Annotated in this window: 15 protein-coding genes; 1 reads left to right on the plus strand and 14 read right to left on the minus strand. The window is 56.1% G+C overall.

Annotated elements, in window-relative coordinates; genetic code table 11:
• Nucleotides 1-15: 15 nt before the first annotated feature.
• From V9T28_RS13015 to V9T28_RS13055, 9 genes are all read right to left on the minus strand, one after another.
• On the minus strand, nt 16-1209 hold the full coding sequence (locus V9T28_RS13015) for a DegT/DnrJ/EryC1/StrS family aminotransferase (RefSeq protein WP_116399359.1): 1194 nt from the start codon (nt 1207-1209) through the stop codon (nt 16-18).
• On the minus strand, nt 1146-2150 hold the full coding sequence (locus V9T28_RS13020; protein ID WP_116399360.1) for an SDR family NAD(P)-dependent oxidoreductase: 1005 nt from the start codon (nt 2148-2150) through the stop codon (nt 1146-1148). Before V9T28_RS13020 ends, V9T28_RS13015 begins: the two co-directional genes overlap by 64 nt.
• A 68-nt stretch (nt 2151-2218) precedes the next feature.
• Entirely contained in the window at nt 2219-3328 is a 1110-nt protein-coding gene (locus V9T28_RS13025; RefSeq protein WP_116399361.1) for a DegT/DnrJ/EryC1/StrS family aminotransferase, read from the minus strand.
• Between the two features lie 121 nt (nt 3329-3449).
• Entirely contained in the window at nt 3450-3965 is a 516-nt protein-coding gene (locus V9T28_RS13030; protein WP_116399362.1) for an acyltransferase, read from the minus strand.
• A 1-nt stretch (nt 3966) separates the two neighbouring features.
• Nucleotides 3967-5472 carry an oligosaccharide flippase family protein gene (locus tag V9T28_RS13035; protein ID WP_116399363.1) on the minus strand — a complete coding sequence of 502 codons (1506 nt, stop codon included), beginning with the start codon at nt 5470-5472 and terminating at the stop codon, nt 3967-3969.
• A 54-nt stretch (nt 5473-5526) separates the two neighbouring features.
• Entirely contained in the window at nt 5527-6576 is a 1050-nt protein-coding gene (locus V9T28_RS13040; RefSeq protein WP_199500037.1) for a Gfo/Idh/MocA family protein, read from the minus strand.
• Between the two features lie 100 nt (nt 6577-6676).
• The gene (gene wecC / locus V9T28_RS13045; RefSeq protein WP_116399365.1) at nt 6677-7939 is read right to left on the minus strand and encodes a UDP-N-acetyl-D-mannosamine dehydrogenase; all 1263 of its coding nucleotides are present in this window, start codon (nt 7937-7939) and stop codon (nt 6677-6679) included.
• Entirely contained in the window at nt 7932-9050 is a 1119-nt protein-coding gene (gene wecB, locus V9T28_RS13050) for a non-hydrolyzing UDP-N-acetylglucosamine 2-epimerase (protein WP_116399366.1), read from the minus strand. Before wecB ends, wecC begins: the two co-directional genes overlap by 8 nt.
• Nucleotides 9051-9053: 3 nt before the next feature.
• Nucleotides 9054-9848, minus strand: coding sequence for a WecB/TagA/CpsF family glycosyltransferase (locus V9T28_RS13055; RefSeq protein ID WP_116399367.1), 795 nt, complete (start codon nt 9846-9848; stop codon nt 9054-9056).
• 223 nt (nt 9849-10071) lie between these two features.
• Between V9T28_RS13055 and V9T28_RS13060 the strand changes: the two genes are divergently transcribed.
• A complete protein-coding gene (locus tag V9T28_RS13060; RefSeq protein ID WP_116399368.1) occupies nt 10072-10959 on the plus strand; it encodes a glycosyltransferase in 888 nt (295 codons plus the stop codon).
• 155 nt (nt 10960-11114) lie between these two features.
• On the opposite strand, the gene V9T28_RS13065 is transcribed toward V9T28_RS13060, so the two are convergent.
• From V9T28_RS13065 to V9T28_RS13085, 5 genes are all read right to left on the minus strand, one after another.
• Complete coding sequence (locus V9T28_RS13065) at nt 11115-12380, minus strand: hypothetical protein (RefSeq protein WP_199499977.1); 1266 nt, start codon at nt 12378-12380, stop codon at nt 11115-11117.
• Between the two features lie 28 nt (nt 12381-12408).
• Entirely contained in the window at nt 12409-13839 is a 1431-nt protein-coding gene (locus tag V9T28_RS13070) for an HlyD family type I secretion periplasmic adaptor subunit (RefSeq protein WP_116399369.1), read from the minus strand.
• Complete coding sequence (locus V9T28_RS13075; RefSeq protein WP_245424004.1) at nt 13836-15908, minus strand: peptidase domain-containing ABC transporter; 2073 nt, start codon at nt 15906-15908, stop codon at nt 13836-13838. The genes V9T28_RS13070 and V9T28_RS13075 overlap by 4 nt, the downstream gene beginning before the upstream one ends.
• A 118-nt stretch (nt 15909-16026) precedes the next feature.
• Complete coding sequence (locus tag V9T28_RS13080) at nt 16027-16362, minus strand: hypothetical protein (protein ID WP_116399371.1); 336 nt, start codon at nt 16360-16362, stop codon at nt 16027-16029.
• Between the two features lie 9 nt (nt 16363-16371).
• The gene (locus tag V9T28_RS13085) at nt 16372-22077 is read right to left on the minus strand and encodes a DUF4082 domain-containing protein (protein WP_245423911.1); all 5706 of its coding nucleotides are present in this window, start codon (nt 22075-22077) and stop codon (nt 16372-16374) included.
• Nucleotides 22078-22149 lie beyond the last annotated feature (72 nt).

Raw genomic sequence — 22149 nt, forward strand, 5'->3', positions numbered from 1 at the left:
CGCACCGCGAATGACTTAGATTTCGTCCCGCAACGCTTGTGCAACCCGTTCAATATCCTCCTCCTTCATTTGCGCATAGATCGGCAACAGGATCGAATGATCCTGCGCGTGTTCCGAGCGTTGAAGGCCATGGCGCGGTCTGTTTCCCGCGTAAGCTGGCTCGCGATGTGCACACATGATGCCACGCCGCGTCGCAATCCCCTTATCCAGCAGATTTTGCATGACGCGACCTTGGTCCAGGCGATCTGAGAGTCGTACGCAAAAGCTTTGCCAATTCGATCGCGCCCACTCCGGTTCCTCCGGCAGGCGCAGACCCTCTATGTTGCCCAGAAGTTCGGCGTAGCGTGCTGCAATCGCTCGGCGCCGCAAAACAATATCAGAGAGTCGTTCGAGTTGCTTCCGCCCGATCGCCGCCTGGATATCTGTCATTCGATAATTATATCCCACCATCAGATAGTCTTCGAAGATCACCTGCGATGAACCATGTCGTACGGTATCTGGAACGCTCATGCCGTGTTGGCGCAGAAGTCGAAATTTGTGATCCAGATCAGCGTCGGCGGTGGTCAACATTCCCCCCTCGCCGGTCGTAATCACCTTGCGTGGATGGAAGGAAAAGCACGCGATCCGTCCGTGCGGCTTACCGACCAATTTCCAAGTTCCGTTTATGCAAATCTGACTACCGACCGCGCAGGCGGCGTCTTCGATCAAGTCAATCGCGTGCCGATCGGCAAGAGCAACCAAAGCCGCAAGATCGCACGGCATTCCCATTTGATGGACTGCGAGAATTGCGCGCGTGCGGGGCGTGATCGCCTCCGCCACCCGCTGCGGATCGATATTGTAGGTTGCGGGATCGATGTCCACGAGAACCGGGATCGCTCCACAATAGCGAATACAGTTGACGGTGGCGATAAAGGAGTGACTGACCGTGATGACCTCATCGCCAGGGCCGATGCCGAGAGCAGCCAAGGCAACATGCAGCGCCGTGGTGCAATTCGAAACAGCGCAGGCGTAATGTGCGCCCATGTACGAGGCGAAATCCCGCTCGAATGCTGCCACTTGGGGACCTTGGGACACCCAACCGGACAAAACCGCCTCGCGGGCAGCATCGGCTTCGTCAGCCGCAAGCAATGGCAAAGCAATAGGAATCACGGCGCGATCGCCTCCCTCTCGGAAGTTGCAGGGAGCGACCCGCGTTTTGCGCGCCACCATTTCACGAGATCTTTGAGTCCCTGTTCGAGTGGCACCGTCGCCCGAAAGCCTAACAGGCGCTCCGCCTTTCCGGTTGATGCCAACCGGCGCGGCACCGGATTGACCGACCGTTCGGGTGCAAATTCCGGCGTCATCCCACGATGACCCATCGCCGAAGCGAGCAATGTCGCGAGCTGTGCCAAACTCGTCTCTTTCCCGCTGGCAATATTGAACGCTTCGTCCGTTACCTTGGATTTTGCCCCCAGAATATTGGCGCGCGCGACATCGCGCACGTGAACGAAATCCATTGTTTGCTGACCATCTCCGAAAATGATCGGCGGCAACCCGGCTTCCAGACGCTCCATCCAGCGGATGAGGACTTCGGTATAGCGGCCATGAATATCCATCCGGTCGCCATAGACGTTAAAATATCGGAAGGTTACGTAGTCGAGGCCATACATGTCGTTGAAGGAGCGCAACAGACCTTCATTAAACGCCTTTGCTGCCCCATACAGCGTTCGGTTGCCATAGGGGTTTTGTCGCTCCGTCGTCGGGAACTCCTCCGCCAACCCATATACCGAAGCCGATGATGCTGCGACGACTTTCTCGATATCATACTTGATGCACAATTCTAGAAGCTCGAATGTTGCATCGACCATGACCCCCATCGCCTCCCGCGGCTCGGCAGCGCAGTGGGTAATGCGCAAAGCCGCTTGGTGAAAGACGATATCGGCTGTTCGGATAAGCTGCGCCATCAGTTTCCTGTCACGAATATCGCCCTGCACCAGCCGCACGGGTCCCCGCTCGAGGGTGCGCTGAAGATTCTCCGCACGGCCTCTGATCATATTGTCGAGGCAGATGATTTCTGAGCAGCCCTCGTCACACAACAGATCAGCAATATGTGAGCCTATAAAACCGGCTCCTCCGGTCACGAGAATGCGTTTTCCTTTAAGATCAGCCAAGACGCTCTCCTCTCGTTCGGTTTTGCCGAAATCACGTGCTGCCAGACTGTCCGTGATCGCGGCCAGATCTAAGCCGCATCAGCGAACGCAATCTTTTCGAGTTGTGTAACGACCTCGACGACGTCCTCCGGTGCAAGCTCGGCATAAACCGGCAAAGACAGGAATTGGTGGGCCAGCGCCTCGGTCAATGGCAGATCGCCCACTCGATAGCCAAGGGTCGCATAGGCCTTTTGGAGGTGAACCGGAACGGGATAGTGAATCGCCGCTCCTATCCCTGCCTCTTGCAATCGCCTCAATGTCTCGTTGCGATGCGACAAAGCAATGGCGTAGACATGGTAGACATGGCGGCAATGGGCTGGCGGCTGTGGCCGCACAAAGGGCAGCTTTGCGAGCAAATCATCATAGCGTGCTGCCACGGCACGACGCGCTTCGGTCCATTCCTCAATATAATCCATTTTTATGTTGAGCACGGCGCCCTGGATCCCGTCCATTCGGTAATTGTACCCCGGAACGACGTGGTTATATTTGGTCTCTTGGCCCCAGTCGCGCAGCAACGACACTTTCCGCGCGAAGTCCGCTCGATTGGTGACGACAGCCCCGCCCTCCCCATAGGCTCCGAGGTTTTTGCCTGGATAAAAGCTGAAGCAGCCCAGATCGCCGATCGATCCGGCCGCGCGTCCTTTGTATGCGGCCCCATGGGCCTGGGCCGCGTCCTCGATCACCACCAGTCCGTGGCGCTCCGCGATCGCCATGATCGGATCCATGTCTGCCATCAGCCCGTGCAAGTGCACAGGCATGATGGCTCTCGTCCGCAGCGTGATCGCAGCCTCGATATTGGCCGGGTTGATCGTCCAGGTCACTGGATCAATGTCGACAAAAACCGGCTTCGCACCGCTATAGAGTATCGCTGCGGTCGTTGCGACGAACGTCATTGATACCGTAATGACTTCATCACCAGGGCCAACTCCGGCGGCGAGCAACGCCAGATGGAGTGCTGAGGTTCCGCTGTTGACCGCCCGGCAATGGCTGACATTGCAATAGGCGGCAAAACGCTCCTCAAAACTCGCGACCTCCGGTCCCAGGACAAATTGGGTGCTGGCAACGGCGCGCAAGATCGCCTCGTCGACCCTCGGCTTGATCTGCTGATATTGAGCCTTCAAATCCGTGAGAGGTATCAAGACGTTCGCCCTTCTCGTAATGCCGGCGCATCTATTTAATTTTTACACCCACATTTAATCACAAACATTAATTATTGAAAAGCTTTAAGAACAGCGAATTAAATATTTTCTACGGTATCAATCACGATAAATCGTCGCAATCTTCCCTCGCGCGCGCAGGGCCTGGCTGCTGGCCAGGCGACAACACGCGTGCAGGTACGCCGGCGACCACAGCACCCGGCGGCACGTCTCGCGTTACGACGGCGCCGGCGCCGACCGTTGCTCCCGCACCGATTGTGATACCGCACAATATCGTGGCGTTGGACCCAATTGACGCCTTACAACCGACACGGGTCCGTTCAAGCGTCCAATCGGCGGCACTTTGCGGACGCCCGTCAACCGTTGTCGCTCTTGGATATCGATCGTTGGTGAACATGACACCGTGACCGATGAAAACCTCGTCCTCGATCATCACCCCCTCGCAGATGAAACTATGCGACGATATTTTACAGCGTGCCCCAATTGTCGCCCCGCTCTGAATTTCGACGAAAGTTCCAATTTTCGTCTCGTCTCCGATATCGCAGCCGTAGAGATTGACGAGATCCGGGTGGAAGATCCTAACGTTGCTCCCAAGACGAACATCCTTCGTTATTGGCATATTACCACCTATCCTTTTGCACATAGTGGAACCACGCAGCCCAGCGTTCGGCAGTCACGCCAGGAACCACGAACGCCAAACTCTCGGCCGCCTCCCCTAGCCGGCGCAGGAGCGGATGCGCCGCGAGCATCAGCCCAAGGACCCAACACAGGGCCGCACTCACGCTTGCCGATATCAAGCCCAGGAGGGCTGTCATTGTGCCGTTATCCACGAGCGTGGCACATACGACCGGTCCGACCGAGGTCAAAATCGTAACAACAACACTTTTGGTGAGCGAATGGACCAGTTGACTCACCTTGATATTCAGAAGCCGCGCAAGATAGTAGATTGCAACGGCTGCCTGGAACGGCAGCGTCACCAGTGCCGAAGCCGCCACCATCTGGACGCCAAAAAACGACGCAAGTAGAATGACCAGAAGAGAAGGCGGCAGCGAAATCAACGAGGTCACCAAAGCACTGCGCACGTTTCCAGTCGCGACGAACATTGGATAACTTAAACAGGCCGCGAACAAAGCGGTATTCGCGATACAGAGGAGACGGACGATCGGCACAATTTCCAACCACCCACTCCCCAGCCAAAGGAATATAATCGGTTGCGCCATCACGGCAATAAAGAGTAGGAACGGCCATTGCACCGCCGCAAGCAGCTGCATCGTTTCGAGATAGACCGCTTTAAGATCTGCGCCCACTTTTCGCTGGGCGACGACCGCTGGCATAAGTACGGGATTTACGACTTGCGTGATTAACTTGTCGAACACTTGCGTCAGGTTCACGGCTCGACTGTAGAGCCCCACCGAAGCGAAATCGAGCACTCTCGCCAAAAACAATTGTGGTGAAAGATTGTAGAACATATTGATGATACTGATCGCGCTTGAGTAGAGTCCGAAGCTGATGATTTCGCGGCTGTCCACCAGCGATATCCGGAAGATGTCAAATGATGCATATCTGCTGAGCAGCATGATTGCGAGTGCCGCGGTATTCGTAACGGCGCCCCACACCGGCGCCATGTAACTAAAGTGGCACGCCGCAAGCACACACGACACAACGATGCCAGAGGCGTTCGCCACGAGATTGCAGACGGCGAGCTCGCGGAATTCCATATTTCGGCGAAACAAGGCCGATATAGTATTGGAAACGGGCAGGAGCAAAAAGCTCAGCGCCGACACAACGACACCGAAAGCCAATCCTTCTTGGCCGAAGAACCGGGACAAGGGCTGAGCCGCGGCAAGTAGGAGCACGCTGATAAATGCCGAAATAGCAACGGTAATGGTAAAGGTGGTATGAATATTCGCGCGCGACAAGTCTTGTTTCTGAATAAGGTAATTCGCTCCGCCGAGTTCCTGCGCCGATGCTGCGATGATGGAGGTAAGAGCGTTTATCACTGCGTAGACGCCAAATTCGGCCGGTGTCAACAAGCGGGCCAGTACGGCGGTTCCCACAAAAAAGAGGACGAGGCTTACGTAGCGCTCGATGGCAGAGAACAGGATGGAACGTGGCACCGGTTTCATTGCGACTTCGCTACAGCTAGAGACGGGTTTTTGCGGAAACCCTCGTCGAGCGATTTAGGCAACGGCCGCCACCCGCTTCAACGTCTGCTTCCTCAACTTCAATTGCACTGGCCGCCCATGATCGGCGATCGAACGACAGGCCGCCTCGAGCACGTCTGTTACCCACAACCCCGATAGGCCACTTGAAATAGGTGTCGCCCCAGTGTTCACACATTCAAGGAAATGCTCAATTTCGATCTGAAGCGCCTCTGTCGCTGAAATGTGGGGTGCCCACATGTCCCCCGCCCGGTATCCGATACGCATTTGATGCGCGTTTTCTTCTGGTGCGTTTAGCGTAATCCCTTTGTCGTAGACCTTGATTTTTTCCGTCGGTTCGAGATCGTTATAGACAATCATCTTTTTGCTCCCCCCGATAAATGTTTGCCGCACCTTGATGGGAGAGAGCCAATTGACATTCACATGGGCCACACATCGACTTTCAAAGAACAGAGTGATGTGTGCCATGTTTTCAGGAGAACCTGCCACATGCGATGATCCTGTCGCTGAAACAGCCACAGGAAGTTCATCCAGGATGTATTGGATAATAGCGACATCGTGGACCGCGAGATCCCAAATCACGTTCACGTCGCTCTGGAACAAGCCGAGACTCGAGCGCGTACTGTCGTAATAGTAGATCTCCCCAAGTTCATCGCGGGACAAGAGATTCTGGATCTTTTGAACGGCGGGTGTATACAAGAAGGTATGGTCGACCATCAAGGTTAAGCCGCGTCGGTCGGCTTCGTCGATCAGACGGCGCACCAGATTCGTGCCCTGTGCCAACGGCTTTTCAACCAATACATGTTTTCCCGCTTTGAGCGCGGCAAGAGCGAGTCCGTAGTGGGTATGCACTGGAGTGGCGATGGCAACTGCGTCGATTTTGGAATCCTTGAGCAGATCTTCATAATGATGTGTCGTCTCGACTCCGGGGTAAAGACGCTGACACGCCGCCAACTTTGCCGTATCAAGATCACTGACACGAACAACGCGTGCCGACGAATTGCTGACGAAATTGCGGACGAGGTTTGGCCCCCAATAGCCATATCCGACAACGCCGACGCCTATCAGCCCATTTTGCATGTGCCTACCTCTCTTCTTTCGCGACCATTCGGCTTCGTCTCTTCTATGGGGCGACCCGAGGTAGCGCGGCGCTCAACCTTTTTGTTCGTTATGTTCGCGCTGGCATGTCCTGCCAAATTCCGCGTGTATCGATCACATCTAGGTGGCGGCGGCTCGCCAGTGGAATCATCCTAAACTCGTCATGGTCGACGAGGAGGATCGCAATCTCGCAAGCGTGGAGCGCCTCATCTATGGTCATGAAGCCAACCCCGTGCTTCGCCAATTTGTCGGGCAGTCGTTTCAAGTTCGGCTCGACGACCTTGATACGCTCTCCATATTTGGTCGCAAGATGTAATGCCACCTCCATAGCAGGACTTTCACGCAGATCGTCGATATTGGCTTTGAACGTCAACCCACAACAGGCGATATTGGCGTAAGGGTGATCATCAATCAGCGCTTCGGCACGCTCAATGATCCTCACCGTCTTATTCGTATTGACCTCGCGGCTCGTCCGCATGACACGCGCGAGATCTGGCGCCGAATCAATAATGAACCACGGATCGACCGCGATGCAGTGACCGCCCACACCTGGTCCGGGTCGAAGCACGTTCACACGTGGGTGGCGATTGGCGATATCGATGACTTCCCACACGTTGATGTCGAATCTGTCGCAGATCAGGGACAGCTCGTTGGCAAACGCAATATTGGTATCCCGAAATGCGTTTTCCGTCAGTTTTACTAGCTCTGCTGCGCGAGCCGTGGTCGCGACACATGCCCCGCGCACGAACATTTTATAAAAGCGTTGAGCCATCCGCGTGCAGCTGGGCGTGATCCCGCCGATACAACGATCGTTGTTGATAAGTTCGGTCAGAATTTGCCCCGGCAAAACGCGCTCCGGGCAATAGGCAACGTGCACCGCGCTATTGTCCTTGCCATTCATGCCAACCTGCAGCTCGGGCCGCCGATCGCTGATCTTCTTTGCTATCGCCTCGGTTGTCCCTATCGGTGATGTCGATTCGAGAATAACAAGATTCCCGGGTGACAAAAGCTCAACGATACTGTCAACGGCGGCATTCACGCTCGACAAGTCGGGCCGGTTGTCCTCATCAATGGGCGTTGGCACAGCAATAATGAACACATCCGCGGGTCGCGGCGCGGTTGAGGTGGTCAGTGCGCCGCTTGACACAACCTTGGCGACCAGACCATCAAGATCGGGCTCAGAAATATGAATTGCCCCGGAGGCAACCGTCTTCACGACATCCTCCTTGGTGTCGACGCCAAGCACCTTCAGTCCGCGGCTCGCAATCAAGGCTGCAGTGGGTAATCCAATGTAGCCAAGCCCGAGTATCGTAATGTTTTGGATGTCAGGCATCGAGTAGAACTTTCACTATCCGCTCGCTGGCGCGGCCGTCACCAAAGGGATTGTGGGAGCGCGACATCGCAGCGTATGTTTCATTGTCATCAAGCAAACGGCATGTTTCACCGACGATCTTGTCGTAGTCCGCTCCGACCAGGCGAGCTGTCCCTGCCTCCACACCTTCGGGGCGTTCGGTTGTCTCACGCATGACGAGGACGGGTTTTCCAAATGTCGGCGCCTCCTCCTGCACACCTCCTGAATCCGTCAGGACCAAGTAGGAGAGTGAAAGAAGGCTGACAAAGTCCGTGTATTCCTGCGGCGAAATGAGGAATGCACGTGGATGATTCGCCAAATGCGCGGCGAAGACATCGCGAACATTGGGATTTGGATGGGTGGGCAAGACGATAACGACATCTTCGCGGTTAAGGATCGTCCGCAAGGCGCTGACAATATTGGTGACGCCGCTGCCGAAATTTTCACGGCGATGACATGTCACGAGGATGATCTTGCGGTTCCCGTAATGTTTCTTTATGCCATCCCAGCGGGACGACAGGAGAGGATCCGCTTCGACCATGGCTTTCGTCAGGATCAAGGCGTCGACAACAGTATTTCCCGTCACATGGATTCGCTCGTTTGACACATTTTCCGATCGCAGCGCCTGTGCCGCGCGCTCGGTCGGCGCAAAGTGCTGATCCGCAATTGAAGTAACGATCTTGCGGTTCACTTCTTCCGGCCATGGTGCGTAAATATCGCCGCTTCGAAGTCCCGCCTCTACGTGAGAGACAGGGACGCGGTGGTAGTATGACGCGAGTGCACCTGCCACGGCCGTCGCCGTGTCGCCTTGAACGATCACCCGCGTCGGCTGCACTTCCTCAAGGACCTCGCCGATCCTACCCAGAAGCCGCGCAGTGAGATGATCCAAAGTTTGGTTTGCCGTCATGACATTAAGGTCGAAGTCCGGCACCACTTTTGCGAGCTTGAGCACCTGATCCAGAAGCTCGCGGTGCTGCGCAGTCGCGCAGACCGTGACATCAACCTTCTGCTCTGCTTTAAGTTGGTGAATCACCGGAAACAATTTGATTGCCTCCGGACGGGTACCCAACAGGATGAGAAAGCGCTTACGCATGTCTCATCCTCCGATACGGTGTGCGTCAGGCGGCGTAACTCCACCAGGGCGAAACTTGGGCCCCGCGAGTCGGCTGAGGAGTGCTCGCGTCATAAGGCCGACAAAAATCGTGTTGGTCTTGGCGTACCGCCACCACATGCGTCGAGGCTCTTGGTAGATTCGATACAGCCATTCGAGCCCGCACTGCTGCAAAACCCAAGGTGCACGCCGCACATTGCCGCTCAGAATATCGAACGAGCCACCGACCCCCATCACAAAAGGAACACCCAACTCATCGCGGTAGGCCGCCAGAAAGCGCTCCTTTCGGGGAGTCGGCATGCCGATAAAAAGACAATCTGCCTCGCTCGCGCGTATGTCTTGGACAACCAACGCCTCCTCCTCCCGGGTGAAATACCCGTCCCGGAGGCCTGCAAAAACGAGATTCGGATACTTTTTCGAAACCTGTTGCGCTGCTTGCCGCAAAGCTGCCGGCGTCGCGCCCAGAAAATACGGCTTGAAGCCATCGCGCGCGCAAAGTGCGAGAAGCTCCGTCAGTAAATCAACCCCCGTTACACGCTTCGACACCGGCATCCCAAGCGCCTGCGCACCCCAAACAATGCCCATTCCATCGATGCCGATGACATCGCTGTTTACAACATCGTTGGCCAACACCGGGTCGGACCGCATGTTGACCAGTTTCGCAACGTTCAAGGCGACGTGCTGGAGGCGTCGCCGGCTCCGCATCGCCTCGCGCGCAAGCTCGACGGTCTCCTTCATCGTCAGAATGTCGATGGGGCACCCAAGAAACGACGTACGCATTTTTTCAACCTCTACGTTTCATGTTGCGGCACCCCATGCATTTGGGGGACTTGTTATTTGATTTTATAATCCGATAATACGGGGCGCATATTTAATTTCAAGATTATTATGATTTAAATTATACCCGCAAAAACTCTTTCATCAACTCGTCCGAAGGAGGTAAACATGAAAAATTTATCACGTAATAACAGCCAGTTAGAATATCTATGGATTAAATGAGAACATGATTTCGGTAATAATTCCGCATCTGAATCAAGCCGATCAGCTTGAGGCATGTTTGTGTAGCTTGGACGCGCAGAGTCTGCCGCGCCAGCTATTCAATATCGTCGTGGTCGACAATGGCTCCACGGCGCCACCGGTCGACGTCATCGCCCGTCACGAGGGTGTCCGGTTGCTGCACGAACCTAGGCCCGGACCTGGTCCGGCTCGAAACACCGGCGCCGCAGCGGTCAGGAGCGAAATCCTCGCCTTCATTGATGCCGATTGCCGGGCCCATCCCGATTGGTTGCGCTCGATACACCAAGCGCTTGAAGCGTATCCGCGGGGTACGATCCTTGGAGGCGACGTCCGGATCTGGGGCTCGGATCAGCGGCCGCTCAACGCCATAGCGGCCTATGAAAGTGTCTTCGCCTATCGCTTCAAGCTTTATATTGAGCAACACGGCTATGCCGGGACAGGAAATATGGCGATGTTTCGTCGCGATTTCGAAGCCGTTGGACCTTTTGCGGGGATTGAGGTCGCAGAAGACATGGATTGGGGCCGCGCCGCCCGTGCCGCAGGATTCACGTTTCGCTATGTTGAAGATATGATCGTCTTTCACCCGGCTCGTCGATCACTGCAAGAGCTTTACCAAAAATGGGACCGGCAAATCGTCCATTACAGAAATATGGCGGATGGCAAACCCCGATGGCGCCTGCGGTGGATCGCTCAAGCACTCGTCGTCTTCGTTTCTCCCGCACCCGGCGCCATTACTGTTTTAACCAGCGATCGGATCAAGGGCGTCGCCAACCGACTCAAGGCAATCGCAGTACTCTGCGCCGTCCGGATGCATCGCGCGACGACGATGCTATCCGTGATACGCAAAGGACGGACCGTTAGCTGGAATCGGTAGCGCCAGGGCGCACATTTGCCTGGGGCCCGATACACTACGGCGCGTTTCTCAGAACATTTCCGGCGATTCCGATCGAAGAGGAGGCAATCGGCGCAATCTGGCGCGGTTTGCGCGTCACGGCGCCCAGCGCCCTGTCGGTTGCCCAGCCACGATCCTCAGGTTAGCCGCGCTTCACGTAAAGCAGCCACCCGCTCAGGCACGCTCATAGCGGCCGATGCAACGGCGTGAGGCAACTTCTCTTTGCATCCCGGCGCCTCGGCGAAAGCCGGATGCGCGGTAAGTTCGGGCAGATCGCTGCGACGTCCGAACGACCATAAGATCCAGCCAAGTTCATAGCTCCGACATTCCAGTCGAAGTCCAATGCCGGAACTGTCGATCAGGCCAGATGAGCGCCTCAGTGCAGCATTCTTCAGGGCGCGCATGACCCTTGGAATTTTCGTCGTAAGTTCGTGCCGACGAATTTGGGAACGGATGCTCAAGGAGAGCTCTGGAACGAGCATCGATCGTCCGAGTTGATTGTCACCCAGCACCCATTGGAATCCGCGAACGAGAGCGTCATGGGCGCCTGGAACCCCATAACGTTCCGCCCACTCCAGCAGCGCCGGAGCCATGCCGTATTGATGAACGGAATAGATTTCGTAAAAGTCCAGCACGCGGCCGCTTGCCGCATCGAAAAACCATGGCCATTCGCCGTGCGGGCCCTGCAGCTTCAGCAGCCTGCGCACACACGTATTCGCCATGTGGAGGGCTCTTGTGTCGCCGATCGATGCGCCGTAGTGATAGCACGCGATCGATAGGTAGACTTGGGTCGCAAAAGACGCAAACCGCCGACGTGAACCGAGTGCCGCATCATAGAACAACCCTGACGGGCTGTGGAAACTTTCTTTTAAAAATCGGAATAATGGCCAGGAAAATCCGATCCACCCGCAGTTCCCACATCGATCCTGCGCGACTACACCGGTGAGCAGCATACCAAGGTCCTGCGCGCGGAGTGTGTTCCATTGCAGTGGATCCGATAGAAGCTTTCTTATTTCGCCTGTGACATGCGCAGGCAAATCCAGCCCGAGCTCAGCGCCGGCCCAAAGAGCCATGCCGAACGCATATTTCGGCACGGGGAGCTCCGATAAGCGAGCTACGTTACGATAAAACACCTCGGACAAGTCGATTTCGGATGGGCGTTCTGGAACACGTGACATCCCGAGCAAAACATTAAGTGTGTAGAAGACATCGCTCGGGGGCTGCGACTCATTCGGCGCCGCACGGCCGTCGAGGTGGTAGATATGTGACCAACAGCCGCGGTTTGGCAACCAGCATTGCCCCAATCCCCTAAGGGCATAGTTCACGAGATGCGAATTCATCATGGGCGCATTCTCATTGGCCGCCATCGCACGCCGTGCGGCAAAGCTGTAATGGATCTTCATGGGGCCACCGCCATTTCCCGCTTCTCGACTAATATTCGCGAATGCTCTCATCGAACCCGCGAAGTAGCGGGTAGAGAAAATATGACATCACGCTGCGCCGACCGACTTTCACTTCGGCGGTGACTGCCATGCCTGCAATCAGCTGAACACGATCCTGCGGCAGCCGGAGCTTTGTGTCGGTTAAGTCGACCACGACACGATAATAGGGAGCCGTGGTGCGATGCATCGGATCAACCTTGGGATCCGGAGAAAAGGAATCCTGGCTGATCACACGCACAACCCCCTTGCCCGTCCCATACTTCTGGAATGGAAAGGCTTCGAATTTAATCCGCACCGGTTCGTCGACCGCGAGTTGGCCAATGTCCTTGCCCTCGACATTGACTTCGGCCTGCAGCGGCACATCGCGCGGCACCAGCACGAAAAGCGTTTCGGCTTCCCGCACCACCGAGCCGACAGTACGATCAGCAATCTCCAGCACGACCGCATCGGCTGGAGCCTTCAACACGATAAGTTGGCGACGGAGTTCAACTTTTTTGAGATCTTCTGCTGCGCTATCTCGCTTGGCCAGGGTTTCGACCAACTCCTGGTATGCGGTGCGCCGAAACTCCTCTACGAACACTTTTTGATCCGCGCGCGCCTTGTCAACGCGATGCTCGTCGTCGGCGATACTCCCGCGAACGCGAGCCAGATTGTTTTCGACGTCAAGACGGGCATCGCGCGAAAGCAATAAGTTGAGTCGCGAGCCCTCCTGCCGATCCATGAGTGTACTGCGCATCTCCTCGATCGCTTTCACAGTCTCCAATCTCTGGGCCAACACTGTCTGCTCATCCTGCGCGGTTTTGAGGTTGGCCTGCGCCGACGCGATTTGGGTATCGAAATTTTGCACTTGAGCGTCGTAAGCTGACTTACGTTGCAAAAAAACCTTGCGCTGAAGTAATTCGTCAGGCTTGGCATTTTCACCAACGACATACTCGCGATCACCAAGTTCGGCCCTAAGACGACTAATTGCGGCATCGAAAGCGGCAACCTGATTTTCCAGCTGATCCAAATCAGCCTGGGAAAAGGTAGGGTCGAGGGTCGCAAGAAGGTCCCCTTTATTCACTCTGTCTCCGACTTTGACGTGGATTTCGCGAATGACCGATGTCTCGAGCGGTTGGACGACAAGATTTGGCCTGGTTGTGACCAACTTCCCCGGTGCTGTCACAACCGTGTCAATCTGTGCCCATGTCGCCCAAGTCACCGCAACGACGATCAAGGCGAGAACACAATAGAGCGTGGCACGAGCCAAAAGCGGAGGTGCTTGCTGCTCGATTTCGCTTGCATCCGATTGGAACTCTCTAAGAGCCTGCCGTGCCCGTCCACTGGGTCCACGCAATGCGCGCGGCCGTCTTTCCATCTTCGGACCGCGGGGTCCATCGTCAACCTTCGCGTGGGGGCTTGGTCGCTCTGCCTTTGTCATGCGATCTGCTTCGTTTGCTGGGTCCATAGATGCCGATAGATGGTGCACTTCGACAAGAGCCGATCGTGCCGATCCACATCAACAATCCTGCCCTGGTCGATAACCAGGATTTCCTTTGCGTCGGCCAACATTGACAAGCGATGCGAGACAATGATGACTGTTCGACCTTCTGACATCCGACGCAGATTGCGCCGAATGATCATTTCGCTCTCGGAGTCAAGGGCGCTCGTGGCTTCGTCCAAGATGAGGATTCTGGGGTTCACGATCAGCGCCCGGGCGATCGCCAGGCGCTGCCTCTGTCCTCCGGACAAATTTGATGCGTTTTCCTCAAGCAGAGTGTCGAACCCGCGCGGCAAGCGTTCAATGAACTCGTCCGCTCCTGCGAGTTGAGCTGCTCGCACGACCTCGGCAAAGGTTGCATCACGCTTCACACATGCAATATTTTCGCGAACCGTTCCGCGGAACAGAAAATTGTCCTGTAGAACCAAACCGAGGTTTCGCCGCAAATGGACAAGATCGAGTTCGCGAGAATCAACGCCGTCGATGCGTAGTAAGCCCTGCTGGACCGGATACATTCCTGAGATGAGCCGCGTCAGTGTCGTCTTACCCGAGCCGCTTCGCCCCACAATTCCGACGATCGATCCCGGCGCGATCGAAAAGGATATATCATCCAGGGCCGGGGCACCTTCAGGTCCATACCGGAACGAGACATTTTCGAACTCGATCTTACCCGCGATTGCGGGCATTAGCCCGTCTCGATTCCCATCCCGCTCGGGCTTTTGGTTCATCACCTCGCCGAGCATTTTCACCGAGAGCGCCACTTCTTGATATTCGTGCACCATGGTCACGAGTTGGACAAGCGGGCCGGAGACGCGTGCGGCCAACATGTTGAACGCAACCAGAGCGCCTATCGTCATGTCCCCGCTGAATACGTAGTGCGCACCAAGGGCGATGATCCCAAGCGTCATCATCTTTTCGAGAAATCCGGTGATCGCTTGCGCGCCTGCGGAGATCTTCTCCACCCCGAAACGCATGGCAACCGACTGCGCGCAACGATCGTCCCAAACTTTGCACTGCCGCGGCTCCATCGCCAGCGATTTCACGGTGCGCATACCGTGTACGCTCTCGACCAAGAGCGCCTGTCGCGCGCCCTCTGCCTGGTAGAGATCGTATAGGCGGCGGCGAAATGGCCCCATTAGCAGAGTGACCACTGCTCCACTCGCGGCGGTAAAAGCCAACACGACACACGTCAGCTTCACGCTATAAAGGGCCAGGATCGGCACGAAGACGACAAGCGATAAAGTATCAAGCGTCGTGAGAAACAAGCGTCCGGTCAGGAATTCTCGAATTCGAGCGGACTGCTGCATATGCTTGACCAGAACGCCTGCAGATATGTGCTCAAAGAAGGTGACCGGCAAGCCAAGCAAGTGGCCGAATGTCTTGGTTGCGACGCGGATATCCACCTTATTGGTCGCGTACAGAAGCAAATATCGACGCAGGAAACCGAAGATCGCGTCGAAGGCGAGCACGACCGAAGCTCCACCCGTCAACACGTAAAGCGTGGTAAAACTCTCGTGCACCAAGACCTTGTCTATGACGAGCTGGAAGAAAATCGGCAGTCCGAGCCCAAGGGCGTAGAGCAGGATGGCAGCAACTGCAACATCGGCGAAGAGGCGCCATTGCCGAAGCAGTTCGGGCACAAACCAACGGAGTCCGAAAGGTCTGCGATCGCTCAATGCGGGCTGCGCGCATTTGATCAATATGACCTCGCCGCCCCATCGCGTGCAAAACGCGCTTCTGTCAACGATCAGTGGTTCATCACGACGTACGGCAAGCGGATCGAAGATGCTGACGGCGTCGACGCCATCCGATCCTAGCACGACAACCCAATTGCCGTTGGTCAGCTGGGCAAGCACCGGATAGGCCTCGTCAAGCCGAATCAGCGCTTTCCAATCGATACGCGTCTTTTGCGCGCGCAGGCCGGCGTCTCTTGCCATGCGTGACAGAAGCTTTGCCGAAATAGCACTGCCATCGAGCGCGTAAGCGTGCCGAAGGCGCTCGACTGGCATATCGACGCCATGATGGGCCGCCACTTTCGATAGACAATCCAGCGCCGTACCCGAGACCGCCGCCGACGGGCCCTCCGAGGTCTCGGACGGCGGCACGGCGTCTTCGACGCGGTCTGCTTCAACGGAAATTGCTTGAGACATTTGGTGACCGTGGCGAGGTGTTGGGAATTGCTGTGCGAAGCTCGTCCGATTTAGCACTCGCAGAGATATTGGTCACCGACGGCGCGTTGCGTCGTACCACGCCCGCATCCACCAGGCTTTGCAGCGCATTCTGCATGACCTCTACGGAATTGGCGAATGCCTCAACCGAAAAGATGAGGCGTTGACGAAAGACGCGCACCGGGGCGTTGCTGGCGTCGCGCTCTGTCGGAGAAAGACTGACAAGATCGATACGTACGATCGATCCTCCGACCGTGATTTCCTCGACCCCATCGGTATAGAGTTCGGCGTGCATTCTCTGCTCCTATGCTGCCAGCTGCGGCTTGAAAACCACGTCCACGCCATAACTCGTTGAGTTGTAGCTGTTCGTTGGAAACAGACTTGAACTCCCATAAGCATAGACGCCATTGCCACCGCTGCTCGAGTTCGATGGGGCAGTCAGCGGGCCGCTCGTGAGCGCCGTCGCGAACAAATTCGGGCTCGCAGAATAGTCGCCGCTGTTTGTATGATACGATGCGACATAGGTAGTTCCCGCCGTGACAGAGACGGGCGTGGTGAAATTGACCTGCTGCCATCCAGTCGGGGTTTCGTTTGTAAAGGTCGCACTCGCCAATAACGTGCCACTCGAACTCCACACGTCGGCAACATGGGTTCCAGTATTCTGAGGCCCTTTATAGAAACGGAGCCCGGTGATCTGCCCATTTGACGATGCCTGGAATTTCACACCAAGCTCTGCGGCGCTTGGATCGTTGACGCTCGTCACCGAGGGGGCCGTGGTGGGATTGAAAAGGCTCGCGGTTGTCGGATCCGAAACCATTAACGATGCCGTTGCTGAGGCGGAAAGTCCTGAGGTATCGGTGATCGTATAGGTGAAGCTTGCCGAACCGGTATAGTTGGCACTCGGCGTAAACGTGACGGTCTGATTTGTTGAGTTGTAGCTGACTGTTCCGTTGTTCGCGTTGCTCACACCGGTAACAGACAGTGCCAGACCGCTTGGATCGGTGTCGTTGGCAAGCAGGGCCGAGGCGGAAATCGTCGTTGCGGTATTCATGTTGGTTGCGAAACCGCTGTCGTTATTGGCGACTGGAAGCGGCGGAGCCTTCGCGTACACCACATCCACCCAATAGTTTCCTGCGTTGTACGAGGCGTTCGGAAATACGCTGCCGGTACCGTAGGCGTACACGCCATTCCCGCTCGCCGGCGCGGTCAGATCTCCGCTCACAACAGGGTTAGCAAAGTAATTGGATGTGACGGAGTAATTGCCGCTCGTATGGTAGGAAGCGATATAAGTCGTGCCTGCGGTAATCGCGACTGGGCTCGAGAAATTGACCTGCTGCCATCCGCTCGCCGTTTCACTGGTGAAGCTCGCGCTCGCCAACAATGTCCCGTTCGAACTCCAGAGGTCGGCGATATGGGGGCCCGTGTTTCCGGGTCCCTTGTAGAATCGCAGACCCGTGATCGTTCCGTTGGCGTCCGCCGTGAACTTCACCCCGAGTTCAACAGAATTGGGGTCGTTCACCGTCAACGTGCTTGGCGTTGAGCTAAGGCTGAACAGTGTCTCCTCGGCCGGATTATTGACAAATAGCGAGACATTGGCCGAAGCGGTCGCACCATTTGTGTCGGCGATTGTATAGGTAAAGCTGGCCGTCCCGTTATAGCCGGCAGTCGGCACGAAGGTCACCGTCTGGTTGCTGGATGAATAGGACACGCTTCCGTTGATAGGGTTGCTAACGCTTGAGATCGAGATAGGGAGACCAAAGGTATCACTGTCGTTCGAAAGCAGCGTCGAGGCGGCGATCGAAATCGATCCGTTCTGATTGACCACAAAGCCGCTGTCGGCATTGGCGATCGGCCGGCCCGATCCGTCGAAAACAACGTCTACCCAGTAGTTTGTCGACTTGTATGAATTACTCGGGAAGTTTGCGCCACTGCCATAAGCGTAGACACCGTTAGTGCTCGCTGTCGCTGTCAACTCGCCGTTGGTCAGCGCACTGGTGAAATAGTTTGGACTATCAGAGTAGTTTCCACTTGTCCGGTAGGCGGCTACGTAGGTCGTACCGGCAGTTATCGCAACAGGCTGCGAGAAATTGACCTGTTCCCAACCGCTTGCGCTTTCGCCGGTGAAGGTTGCAGTGGCGAGTAAAGTCCCGGTCGAACTCCAAAGGTCAGCGACATGCGTGCCGGTGTTGGAGGCCCCCTTGTAGAAACGGATACCCGTCACCACTCCGTTCGCAGACGATGTGAATTTGACGCCAAGCTCGATCGGCCCGGAATCGCCCGAATTGATGACACTTGGCGTGTCGTTCGTCCCGAACAAGCTCTGCGCCGTGACTGGATAAGCGACGTTGAGCGACACTTGGCCGGAGCCGCTGGCGCCACTGGAATCGGTAATCGTGTAGGTGAAATTTGCGGCGCCTGCATAGCCCTGGTTCGGCGTGAACGTGACCGTTTGATTCTGCGAATTGTAGCTTACCGTGCCATTCACAGGATTGCTGACGCTGGTGATAGAGAAGGGCAATCCCGACGGATCGCTGTCGTGAGAAAGTAAGGCGGACGCCTGAATCGTCAGAACATTGTTTTCGGTCACGGTAAAGCCGCCGACATTGTTGGCTTGCGGCTGAAGGCTCGTATCGTTGAAGACAACGTCAACCCAATAATTGTCTCCTTTGACAATCGAGACGTTGCTCGGGAAGATCGGATTGGCACCGTATGCATAGACCCCGTTGAGGCCACTTCCGGTTGCCGTCAGAGCTCCATTGCTATGCCCCGCATTGTCAAAATAGTAGTCCGTCGTGGAATACTCGCCGGTATTGGTGTGATACGACGCGATGTATGTAACACCCGCCTGGATATGCACGGGTGTCGTAAAGTTCACTTGCTGCCAGCCACTCGCGCTCTCATTGGTAAATGTCGCGCTTGCGAGCAGCGTCCCGGTTGAGCTCCAGAGATCGCCTGTATGCGTTCCGGTATTCTGAGGACCTTTATAAAATCTTATGCCTGTGATGTAGCCCGACGCGGAGGAGACGAACTTAACCCCCAGTTCCACGGCGTTCGGATCACTGTTGGTGACGACAGCAGGCGTATCTGAGGGGCTGAAGATCGTCAGATTTGTAGATGGCGTCACTTTATAAGAAACACCCGCGCTTGGCGTTTCCAAGTTTAAACTATCGTCGACCGCGCGGGCCTCGATGTTGAAAGTCCCCGGCCCGGCAGTATCGAACGTATAAGTCCAAGTAACCGTCGCAGTGCCGACACCGCTCGTCGCCGGATGCCATGTTTTACCGCTGTCGCTGGATACCTCAACACCCCCGATCACACCTAGGGCGTCACTGGAGGTTCCAGTTACGGTGATCGATTGCCCCTCAACGACACTCGCGGCCGAAACATTGGTGATCTTCGAGACGGGTGGCGTATGATTTGTGGTCTGAGAGGCAATGACAAGGGTCGCCTGCAAGGTCTGCGGCTGGACACCCATGTCCGCCAGGACATTGACCGTGGCCTGTTGTACATTCGGATCGGTCGGGGTCGGCGCCCCCGTGTTCTGATCGTGGTCGGAAGCAAGCCCCCAGGACCAGAAGACGGTCCCTGCCCCGAAAACAAGCGCACCACTCACCGGATCACGGAATTCGACAAGATTGTGTGTCGCAGTACCGTTGCCGGTCGTATTGCCGTAGTCGAGAAGATCCGTGCTGACCTGCAATGTCGTCGAAGACAGATCAACCAAGCCCCCGGGCATGAAGCCGTTGTCGGGAGATGAATCCCATTCATAGCCAAGAAGATTTTGTACGAGCGACGCGGTTTGTCCCGGTTGTGTCGAGGCAATCGGCGTGTTCCGCCAAAACCGCAACTGAGTCATATCGTATGGAATCGTGATGATATCGGTACGATCCGAGTCGACTTGAAACACCGTCCCGGTCAAGGCGTTGGACGGCGTGCCCGACAGTCCTCCGGTCGAGGTAAAACGAGCATCCATAAATGTACCCGTTGCTGTTCCAGTCGGGTCGATCAGCGTGTTGGCATGTGTATCTTTATAGGAAACGAGGGTCCGATTGGCTGTGGCGCTGGAATCGAGGCTGGGCGCAAGCCTCGTCTGCCAATATGCCTCGTTACCGCTCAGGAACATCAGATTGACGCCCGCCTGTCCGGCGGCTTGAACATTGTTGAATTGGCTGTCGGTCCAGTATTCGTCGTGACCGACGTCCATATAGACTTGATGATTCAGAAGGAGCGAGCCGTTTGTCGCCGCATCGATGCCGGAAATGTATGAGACGTCGTACCCGTTCTCCTCGAGCCAATATATGGCTGGGTATTCTGCGGAGAACACCATGTCGTTCGAGGTGCCCGACAGGCCCCCGTCGCGCGTCGTGATGGGACGATTATAGCTGACGGCATAGGCCGAGCCGTTTATGCCTGGTCCGTTGCCTGCGTAGAGATTGGCCCCGCCCCATGGATTATATGCCTGCCACGTCTCGTCAGATGTTTGAAATACGATCGCACTGTGGGAGGCATCGTTTCGGATCACAAACGGAATCTGAAAGACCTGAGTGCCATCAATGACGTTGGCGAAGTACACGCCTGACACCGCGTTGGTCGGCACGCTCCACGAATCGGTCACGCTCCAGTTGCCGGCATCGACCTCTCCGGTCGCGGCATTCTTCAAAGGTGCGGGTTGCACGACGGATGATGAAGCCTGATGCTGCAGAGTTGTAATTAAGCGAGCGCCATCACCGCCGTAATACCCCAACCGGTAGATATCGATATGATAGTTCGCATTGCCCGTAAGGTTATCGATCTTGAATTGAACGGTGCCACCGACATCGGTGCTGATCTGCGTGGTAAATCCCTGAATTTGCGTTGAATCGTCACCGGGATTGATCTGCCAGACGCTTTGCGGCGTTCCGGGTTTCTCGTTCTCCAACACGATCGCATTCGGGGTCGTGCTCGACGTCGTTGCCGAACTGCTCGCGCTCGCGGCGGAGGTGACCCTGGAGATTAGTGGTGCTGACGTTGTCGCAAGGCTAGCCGTATTTATTGCTGGCTGCGTTTGCCCAGTGCCGGTCGTCGTGGTGCCGGTCGTTGGCGAATTGATCGTTTGCGGGGAGGCACTGCTTGATGGCGTGAGGGCGATGAGAGTTGTGTTACCGCTCGCAGCCGTCGTTTGTGAGATCGCCGACAAATCAAGGGAAGCATTGCTGATACCGGCGAGTTGCGAGACTGGAGCGAGTCCGCTGCCAACGGTTGTCCCCGACGAGGCAATCAAGCTCGAACTCGTGTCACCTTGACCCGACGATGTCACGCTGCTCACCGCGGATGTGACCAACTCGGACGATCCATGGGATGTCTTAAGATGGTTCGGCGCACTGGTTCCGGCGGGGGAAGCTAATTTGTCGGCGGCACTTGCGATGCGACCGTCGCCATTTGCGTCTTGACTTGCCAAATCCGCGGCTGGCTCGAATACCAGTGACGCCAACCGGTCAACAGGGAGCGCCCGCCCTTGCCCCAGTACCGCCTCTTCTTGAAACACCAGGACAGAGGGCGTCGCCGACGATTTGATGTTTGGCCGGCTCAGAGCTGATGCGGGAAGTCTGAAACGAACCGGTGCTTCGCTATGATCGGACATGGGCTCTGCGGATGGCGGAACGATCGATGCCCCCCCCGTCTTCGATGCAGGCCGCAGGCAGGCAAACGCAATCGCGATGCTCGCGACAGCACATAGAATTGCTCCGGAAGAATCAGAGATCGAGAATGTCAGCCGCGAACACCAAATACCTGCCCCTGAAGGGGCGGGTCTGAATTTCAGTTCGCGCAATTGGGCGGCCCGAATGGTTTGGCCAACACGGAGCCGAGCCCTGCCATCCGGCATCCATATATCGCCGTTCGAGGGCAACGCCCCGATGGTCAAGCGGAGTTCTTGCGGATCTGGTTCCGGCCCAAGAAGGCGCTGGACGATGGTATCCGCGATCAGAGAGTTATCGGAAACGGCGAAATTAAGAACGTTTTGATGCAACACGGCGGGATCTCCTCGAACCAGGTCGCAAATTCAAATTATTAAAATAATCCTATATTAAATTACGGAAGTCAA

The organism is Methylovirgula sp. 4M-Z18 (genome assembly GCF_037890675.1).
Lineage (GTDB): Bacteria > Pseudomonadota > Alphaproteobacteria > Rhizobiales > Beijerinckiaceae > 4M-Z18.

What these genes read in the sequence shown, in the direction of transcription:
- V9T28_RS13015 (WP_116399359.1), bottom strand. Translation starts at nt 1,209, where the DNA reads ATGGTGGCGCGCAAAACGCGGGTCGCTCCCTGCAACTTCCGAGAGGGA.
- V9T28_RS13070 (WP_116399369.1), bottom strand. Translation starts at nt 13,839, where the DNA reads ATGACAAAGGCAGAGCGACCAAGCCCCCACGCGAAGGTTGACGATGGA.
- V9T28_RS13035 (WP_116399363.1), bottom strand. Translation starts at nt 5,472, where the DNA reads ATGAAACCGGTGCCACGTTCCATCCTGTTCTCTGCCATCGAGCGCTAC.
- V9T28_RS13075 (WP_245424004.1), bottom strand. Translation starts at nt 15,908, where the DNA reads ATGCCAGTCGAGCGCCTTCGGCACGCTTACGCGCTCGATGGCAGTGCT.
- V9T28_RS13030 (WP_116399362.1), bottom strand. Translation starts at nt 3,965, where the DNA reads ATGCCAATAACGAAGGATGTTCGTCTTGGGAGCAACGTTAGGATCTTC.
- V9T28_RS13055 (WP_116399367.1), bottom strand. Translation starts at nt 9,848, where the DNA reads ATGCGTACGTCGTTTCTTGGGTGCCCCATCGACATTCTGACGATGAAG.
- V9T28_RS13065 (WP_199499977.1), bottom strand. Translation starts at nt 12,380, where the DNA reads ATGAAGATCCATTACAGCTTTGCCGCACGGCGTGCGATGGCGGCCAAT.
- wecB (WP_116399366.1), bottom strand. Translation starts at nt 9,050, where the DNA reads ATGCGTAAGCGCTTTCTCATCCTGTTGGGTACCCGTCCGGAGGCAATC.
- V9T28_RS13080 (WP_116399371.1), bottom strand. Translation starts at nt 16,362, where the DNA reads ATGCACGCCGAACTCTATACCGATGGGGTCGAGGAAATCACGGTCGGA.
- V9T28_RS13060 (WP_116399368.1), top strand. Translation starts at nt 10,072, where the DNA reads ATGATTTCGGTAATAATTCCGCATCTGAATCAAGCCGATCAGCTTGAG.
- wecC (WP_116399365.1), bottom strand. Translation starts at nt 7,939, where the DNA reads ATGCCTGACATCCAAAACATTACGATACTCGGGCTTGGCTACATTGGA.